The 6,984-nt window shown below is 56.4% G+C and carries 7 protein-coding genes; 3 read left to right on the top strand and 4 right to left on the bottom strand.

The annotated features are described in order from the left end of the window. The first annotated feature begins 284 nt into the window (after positions 1-284). Together speE and speB are read left to right on the top strand one after the other, a co-directional pair. Positions 285-1,112 (top strand): spermidine synthase, encoded by an 828-nt coding sequence (gene speE / locus CPT76_RS25635; protein WP_105444919.1) that lies wholly within the window; start codon positions 285-287, stop codon positions 1,110-1,112. A 14-nt stretch (positions 1,113-1,126) separates the two neighbouring features. After that, on the top strand, positions 1,127-1,996 hold the full coding sequence (gene speB, locus CPT76_RS25630; RefSeq protein ID WP_089549432.1) for an agmatinase: 870 nt from the start codon (positions 1,127-1,129) through the stop codon (positions 1,994-1,996). A 91-nt stretch (positions 1,997-2,087) separates the two neighbouring features. On the opposite strand, the gene CPT76_RS25625 is transcribed toward speB, so the two are convergent. The 3 genes from CPT76_RS25625 to CPT76_RS40520 form a co-directional block, all read right to left on the bottom strand. After that, positions 2,088-3,377 (bottom strand): ABC transporter substrate-binding protein, encoded by a 1,290-nt coding sequence (locus CPT76_RS25625; protein WP_076176948.1) that lies wholly within the window; start codon positions 3,375-3,377, stop codon positions 2,088-2,090. A 173-nt stretch (positions 3,378-3,550) separates the two neighbouring features. Next, on the bottom strand, positions 3,551-5,170 hold the full coding sequence (locus CPT76_RS25620) for a response regulator transcription factor (RefSeq protein WP_105444918.1): 1,620 nt from the start codon (positions 5,168-5,170) through the stop codon (positions 3,551-3,553). Beyond that, positions 5,145-5,768, bottom strand: coding sequence for a sensor histidine kinase (locus tag CPT76_RS40520; protein ID WP_258168804.1), 624 nt, complete (start codon positions 5,766-5,768; stop codon positions 5,145-5,147). Before CPT76_RS40520 ends, CPT76_RS25620 begins: the two co-directional genes overlap by 26 nt. Here CPT76_RS40520 and CPT76_RS40515 point away from each other — a divergent pair. Then, complete coding sequence (locus CPT76_RS40515; protein ID WP_258168803.1) at positions 5,754-5,933, top strand: hypothetical protein; 180 nt, start codon at positions 5,754-5,756, stop codon at positions 5,931-5,933. The two genes, CPT76_RS40520 and CPT76_RS40515, sit on opposite strands and share 15 nt — an antisense overlap. A gap of 9 nt (positions 5,934-5,942) precedes the next feature. Here CPT76_RS40515 and CPT76_RS40510 read toward each other — a convergent pair whose 3' ends face one another. Further along, positions 5,943-6,929, bottom strand: a complete 987-nt coding sequence (locus CPT76_RS40510) for a cache domain-containing protein (protein ID WP_258168802.1) — start codon at positions 6,927-6,929, stop codon at positions 5,943-5,945. Positions 6,930-6,984 lie beyond the last annotated feature (55 nt).

Genomic DNA, 6,984 nt, shown 5'->3' with positions numbered 1-6,984 from the left:
CCGGGATCCACGGGAAAAGCGCTCGGCCTCCCGGTCATGCAGGGCGAGGGGGGGCATACAGGGCCACCTGAGGGATGAAAAACCCGTGCTGACGCGGCCTTAGCCAGGGGACGAAGCGTTAGGAAAGTGTTTCTTTACACGAATTTCTTCTATCGCGTATAATTCAAAGGATGTGTTTATACATCGGCAGTTTGGTACAATAAAGAAGATGTACGTGCTAAGAGAACATGCGGCAGGGAAGATCAATCCCTCCTTTATCCTGGGAAAGAAAGAAGGTAATGACGATGGAATTGTGGTTCACGGAGAAACAGACGCCCGCATTCGGTATTACTGCCAAAATCAAACAAACGTATGTAAATGAAAAAACTGATTTTCAGGATCTGGCCATGGTAGAGACTGAAGAGTTTGGAAATATGCTGCTGCTTGACGGAATGGTCATGACGACCGAGAAGGATGAATTCGTATACCATGAAATGGTGGCGCACCCGGTGCTGAATACGCATCCGAATCCGAAGCACGTCCTCGTCGTAGGCGGCGGAGATGGCGGCGTGATCCGCGAAATCATCAAGCATTCGAAAGTGGAAAAAGCCGTGCTCGTCGACATCGACGGCAAAGTCATCGAGTACTCGAAGAAGTTCCTGCCGTCCATCGCGGGCAAACTGGAAGATCCGAAGGTGGAAGTGCTGGTAAACGACGGCTTCATGCACATCCACGAGCACAAGAACGAATACGACGTCATTATGGTTGACTCCACGGAGCCTGTAGGACCGGCTGCTCCTCTGTTTGAACGCGGCTTCTACCAAGGCATTTATGAAGCGCTGAAGGATGACGGCATTTTCGTGGCGCAAACGGACAATCCTTGGTTTAAGGCCGATTTGATCCAAAAGGTGAACAAGGACGTGAAGGAAATTTTCCCGATCGTGCGCGTTTATGCGGCGAACATCCCAACATATCCGAGCGGCTTGTGGACATTTACGATGGGCAGCAAAAAATACGATCCGCTTGAGGTGGACGAGTCGCAAATTCCGGAGATGGACACGAAGTACTACACGCCACGCCTGCACAAGGCGGCTTTCGTATTGCCTAAATTTGTGGAAGATCTGACGAAATAGGGGGAGGCAACATCATGAAACTAGACCAAGCTTATTCGGGCAACGTATTTATTTGCAGCTCGGACGATTACGAAAACTCCAAGGCGGTCATTTACGGCATGCCGATGGACTACACGGTCAGCTTCCGTCCGGGATCCCGGTTCGGTCCTGCGCACATCCGCCAGGCTTCCGTGGGTCTGGAGGAATACAGCCCTTACTTGGATAAAAGTATTCTGGATCTCAAATACTTCGACGCTGGCGATCTTCTGCTGCCGTTCGGCAATGCAGGACGCAGTCTCGAAGTGATCGGCGAGTACGTGGGCAAACTGCTCGGCGATGATAAATTTCCAATCGGGCTCGGCGGCGAGCACCTGGTGACCTGGCCGGTCATCCAGCAAATGTACGCGAAGTATCCGGATCTGATCCTGATCCACATCGACGCGCATGCCGACCTTCGCGAGCAGTACGAGGGCGAGCCGCTGTCGCACTCGACGCCGGTCCGCAAAGCAGCCGGGCTGATGGGCGGCAAGAACATCTACCAATTCGGCATCCGCTCCGGTTCGCGCGAGGAGTTCCAGTATGCCCGCGAGAACATTAACTTCTATCCGTTCGACGTGGCGGCTCCGCTTCGGGAAGCCCTGCCGCAAATGGGCAATCGTCCGGTATACGTCACGATCGACATCGACGTGCTCGACCCGTCGGCGGCGCCGGGAACGGGAACCGCGGAAGCGGGCGGCATCACTTCCAAGGAATTGCTGGAGGCGGTGCACCTGATCGCCAATTCCGAAGTCAACGTGGTGGGCTGCGACTTGGTGGAAGTGGCGCCGGTCTACGACCATTCGGAGCAGACCCAGATCGTGGCGGCGAAGCTGATTCGCGAAATGCTGCTCGGGTTTGTAAAATAAATGAACGTAAAGAAGCACCCGATGCTAAACCGGGTGCTTCTTTTTTCGTACGAAGACAGTGATCTGAGATGCTTCTGATAGAGCTGCGAAGCTAGTCCAAGCTTTTGCTCAGTTTAACGATTTGGTTCCAGCCGTCGTCGATGCTGATTTTCCCGAACATGATCGACTGCGTGATGTTGTCGTATTCCTTCGTAAAATTGGCCCAGCCGCCCTTATTCCCGGGACCCGGGTCGAACGCGGCCCCGTCCTTGGACACTTCGTTGATCAGGCCCAGTGCATTTTTGTCCACATCGGTGAACTTAGGCTTGAGCGCATCAGCGACAGTCTTGTTGACAGGAATCCCGCGGGAAGTGCCGAGGATGTCGCCGGCTTCTTGGCTGTTGACGAACCAGTCGATGAACTTCTTCGCTTCGTCTTTATACTGGCTGTTAGGGCTGACGCTCCAATACATGGAGGCTTTGAGCCATCCGCCCGCTTGTGTCCCCCGCGGCTGGGTCGTCAGCGCCATTACACCCGGTTTCAGGGCGTCCGTTCCGCCGAATTCCGCGGCATGCGCGCCCCGGAGCAGAATTTTCTCCTGAATGAGCAAATCCATCTGCGCGTCCTGCGATTTATCCGACACCGTCACATCCGGCGGAGGCACAAGATGGTCCTTGCGCAGCTGTGCCCATTTGTTCATCCAATCTTTCCAGGTGGTTTCGTCGTAGTGGAACTTCCCGTCCTTGCTCATCGAGAAGCCTTTGCCCATGCTCAATTGATAGGACATGTAGGATGCGCCGTCTGCCGTTAAATCACGGGTCAGGTATTGGTCTTTGGCCAATTTCGGCTTCAGATCGCGGGCCATGGCGAAAAACTCATCCCATGTCTTGGGAGGCTGAACCCCGAGGCTGTCCATGATCGTCTTGTTGTATACCATGCCCCAGGCGTTGTTGCCGAGCGGCATCGCGTACAGCTTGCCTTGATAGGTGCCGGTTTCGAGCAGGGCCTTGTCGATGTTATCCGTCGGAATAGACGAGAGATCCTCCAACCGGCCGCTGGAGGCCCAGTCGTTGAACCAGGCGGCATCCATCTGGAAAATATCCGGGGTGTTTTTCCCTGCGGACTGGGTCGAGAGCTTGTCTTGGTATCCGTCGAACGATTGGTATTCCGGCTCGAACGTGATTCCCGGATTGTTTTTGGAGTATAAATCAAGCGCTTTCAAGGTTGCGTCGTGACGGGCCTGCGAGCCCCACCACATGATCCGCAGCGTGATGGACTTGCCGTTTCCGGTGCCCGCAGCTCCGGTTTCTTCCTTCTTGACCCCGCTGCAGGCGGATAGAACGAGGGACAGCATAAGGACGGCCGCAGTGCCTGCGGCAAGACGTTGCCATGATTTTCTCATTGGTTGAACCTCCCTTAAGTAACGGAACTCTTTCTTGCTCTAAGGTACCAAGCCGAGGAACATCCGCGTAGCGGACGATCCTACAAATCGTTTCAGTATTTTACGAATATCGGTGAACTGCCGGCTGCGTTTGTCCTGTATACTGGGCGGATCCAGGAGCGGCTGTAGCTGCGTTAGGCCCGGTAGAACTCGGTCGGGCTGCGCCCGGTATGCTTTTTGAACAGCGTGGTAAAGTACGGAACGTTGCGGTATCCGACCCGCTCGGCAATTTCGGCGATGAGCAGCTTTTTCTCCAGGACCATGCTCTTGGCTTTTTCCATCCGGACCCGGGTCAAATAATCGCCGAACGTCTCGCCGGTGAACTGGCGGAACAGGGTGCTCAAATAATTTTTGGAAATATAGACCTGATCGGCGACATCCTGAAGGTGGATGTTTTCGGCGTAATGCTCGTGAATGTACTGAATGATAAACTCCACCGTTTCCTTATGCTTCAGGTTCTCATTGGGAGTAAACCGGCGGCAGATCCGCTTAACCTTCTCGGCCACCCAGGCCTTCCACTGCTGCTCGTTTTCTATCAATCCCAACTCCTTGGACAGATCTGCAGGAGGCAGCTCGTCGTCAAGCTTGTGGCCGGAATCGTACAGCGTGAAGGAGAGGATGGCAAACAGCTGTGTCCCGAGGGCTGCCAGCTCGCCGGGAGATAGCTGTGCCACGCCGCTGTCGCTGTTTGCGAAATCCTCCAGCGCCAGCAGGGCCCGCGGCTCATCGAAGGTCCGAACCGCATCCGCCATTTCCTGAAAAAATCGGACCGGACGCACGTTTCGCGCTGCCGGATGCCGGAAGCCAGCTTCGGTGTAGACGTAGACGCAGGGATGGTTTGCATCCGGCTCACGCCGCTCGGCCAGGGCCTGGAAGGCCTCTTCCGTGGAATCCGCAATAGCCGTCCAATCGTCTTTCCGGAGGCCCGCTCCGATACGCAGCTTGACCTGAAGGTAACGGTCCACTGACTCAATGATGCGCCCGGCCAGTGCCAGTACCTCGGAGCAAAACGCTTCTGCGGGCCAGGAGAGGGGCTTATACAGCAGCAGGGTCATATGGTGACTATGCAGCTCTAAAAAGTAGCTCCTCAGTCCATCCTGCCTGGCCAGCTCCTCGACCGTATTACCGACGGCAAAGCGGAACAGGTGCCAGTCCCGGGCCGAGATGCCTTCCGTCCGCCCCTGCCGCTTGATTTCCAGGGCCAGCATCATGAACTGGGCGCCTTTCCAGCCAAGCCGGTCCAGCATCCGGTACGGCCCGGTCGGAGGGGAAAAGGTCCCGCCCGTGAGGACCGATTTCACCCATTCTCTCTCCAGGTAGGGCTCGTACTGCATCAGCCGGTCCTGAAGCTCCTGCTCCCGGTTCTCTGCCGCTCTTTTCTCCGACAATTCGGCGATTACGCGCTGCAGTACCTCACGGATCGTAGCCGGTGAGGCCGGCTTGGGCAAATAATCGTCGACCTGCAGCCGTAGCGCTTTGCGGGCATAATCAAAGTCCGAGTAGCCGCTTAAGATGATGATTTTACCGTCAAACTGCTGCTTGCGAAGCTGTTCGATCATTTCCAGCCCGTTCATGACCGGCATATAGATGTCCGTAATGACGATATCCGGCTTAGCAGCTCTGATCAGCCGGAGCCCCTCTTCACCGTCCATGGCCTCCCCGATGGGGCGGATGCCGAGCTGCTCCCAGGGAATGAGCCGCGACATCCCCCCAAGCACCTGCCGGTCGTCATCCACGATCGCGAGTGTCCACATCACTTCGTCCTCCTTCCAAATCCGGCTGCTGCGTCAGCTTCGGAAGATAAATTTCCGCCTCGGTGCCTGATCCGCCGGTACGATTCCGGAGCGATACGCCGAAGGGCGGACCGAAAAATACTTGAATGCGCTCGGTTACATTACGGATGCCGTATCCGCCCGTCGGATGGCGCCTCCGGGTCTTCCAATCGTCCCGCAGGCCGACGCCGTCATCTCGGATTCGGATCCGGATGCCGCGGTCCTCTTGCACGGCATTCAGGACGATTCGGCCATGGCTGCGTCCATGGAAGCCGTGCACGATGGCGTTTTCCACGAAGGGCTGCAGGGTCAGCTTCGGAATCAGCAGCTGCCGCAGATCCTCCGGACAGTCGATTTCCCAGTCCAGACCTTGGCCCCTTTTGAACTGCTGAATTTTCAAATAGCATTCGACGTGAAGCAGCTCATCCTGAATCGGAATCAGGGATTCGCCGCCGGACAACCCGATACGGAACATTTGCCCCATCAGTTCAAGCACCCGGCTGATCTCCTCCTGGCCGGCCTCCAGCGCCATCCAGTTCAGCTGATCCAAGGTGTTGTAGAGAAAATGGGGGTTGATCATCGCCTGCAGCGCCTTGATTTCCGCCTCGCGCTGCGCCTTGTACTGTTGTTCCAGCGATTGGTACAGCGTCTCGATCCGCTCGGTCAGCTTGCGGTAGCCGCTGAAGAGACTGCCGAATTCGTTGCGGTATTCCGTAGGCAGCGGCAGCCCCTTTGCCGGGATTGAACGCCTGCATCAGCTGGACCAGCTTTCGGATCGGCACCGTGAAACTTCCTCGAAAGGACAGCGTGAAGAATACCGATAGCAGGATGGCGGCCGCTCCGATCGCAGCCATGGTCCATGCCAGGCGGACACTTCCGCCTGTGATGCCTTCCATGGCGTAAGCTCGACCAGCATCCAGCTGCCGGGCGCCGTGCGGGACCAGACGGTCAGCATGTTCTTCTCCGGAAGCGAGCCTGCCGCTTCCAGCAGCTGATGCGCATGACCGGCATCTCCGCTGACCTCCTTCAGAATGGCATCGATTTCTCCGGGAGGCGGAGCGATCCGGGTGTGCATGATCATCCGGCCGCCGGAATCGAGCAGCAGCCGGCTGGCCGAGGAATTGTCCTCGGTCAGGATATCCTGCAGAAATTTGACGCGAACGTTGATAATGAGGATTCCGCGGTTCACCCCGTCCGGCGTCGTGATTTTACGGATAAAGCTGATGACCTGCTGTTTCCCCTGCGGCGAGCCGACCTCCCGCTGTCCGATCCAGACGAAGTCGGCCTTGTCGACGGCCGCATACCAGCTTTCCCGGCTGGCGTAATTCAGCGGAAGGTACTGAATGTTCGCGTTGGGGTCGACTTGCAGCGGATCGCTCATATAAATCTGAAAGGAGAACATCGAGCGGGAACTGTTCAGCATCGGCGCCAGATAATCCCGGTTCAGCTCGTCCCTGGCCGTTTTGCGGGCATAATAGTCTCCTTTCATCGTCAAATAATTGACCAGCGGGGAGTTGATGGCTACGGCAAGCGAGGTCTGCTCCACGGCGCTCATCTGGTCGGTGAGCTGCTTGTTGAGCTGCTGCAGCACCGCCTGTTGATACATGGAGGCGCTGTCCGCCTGCTCATTGGCGGAGAACCGGTAGCTGACGATCATCATGATAGTGATCAGGACCGCGATAAAAGCGGCAAAGCTGAAGAAAAACACATAATCGATACGGAACATGCGAAACGGATTCATGGCTTTTCCCCTCCTCTTGGGTGCGGCGATGCCATAGCGTTAACGCGCTGCTATA

Origin of the sequence: Paenibacillus sp. AR247, from assembly GCF_002968895.1 — a bacterium.
GTDB lineage: Bacteria > Bacillota > Bacilli > Paenibacillales > Paenibacillaceae > Paenibacillus_AQ > Paenibacillus_AQ favisporus.
This window is presented reverse-complemented; position numbering and strand designations above follow the sequence as displayed.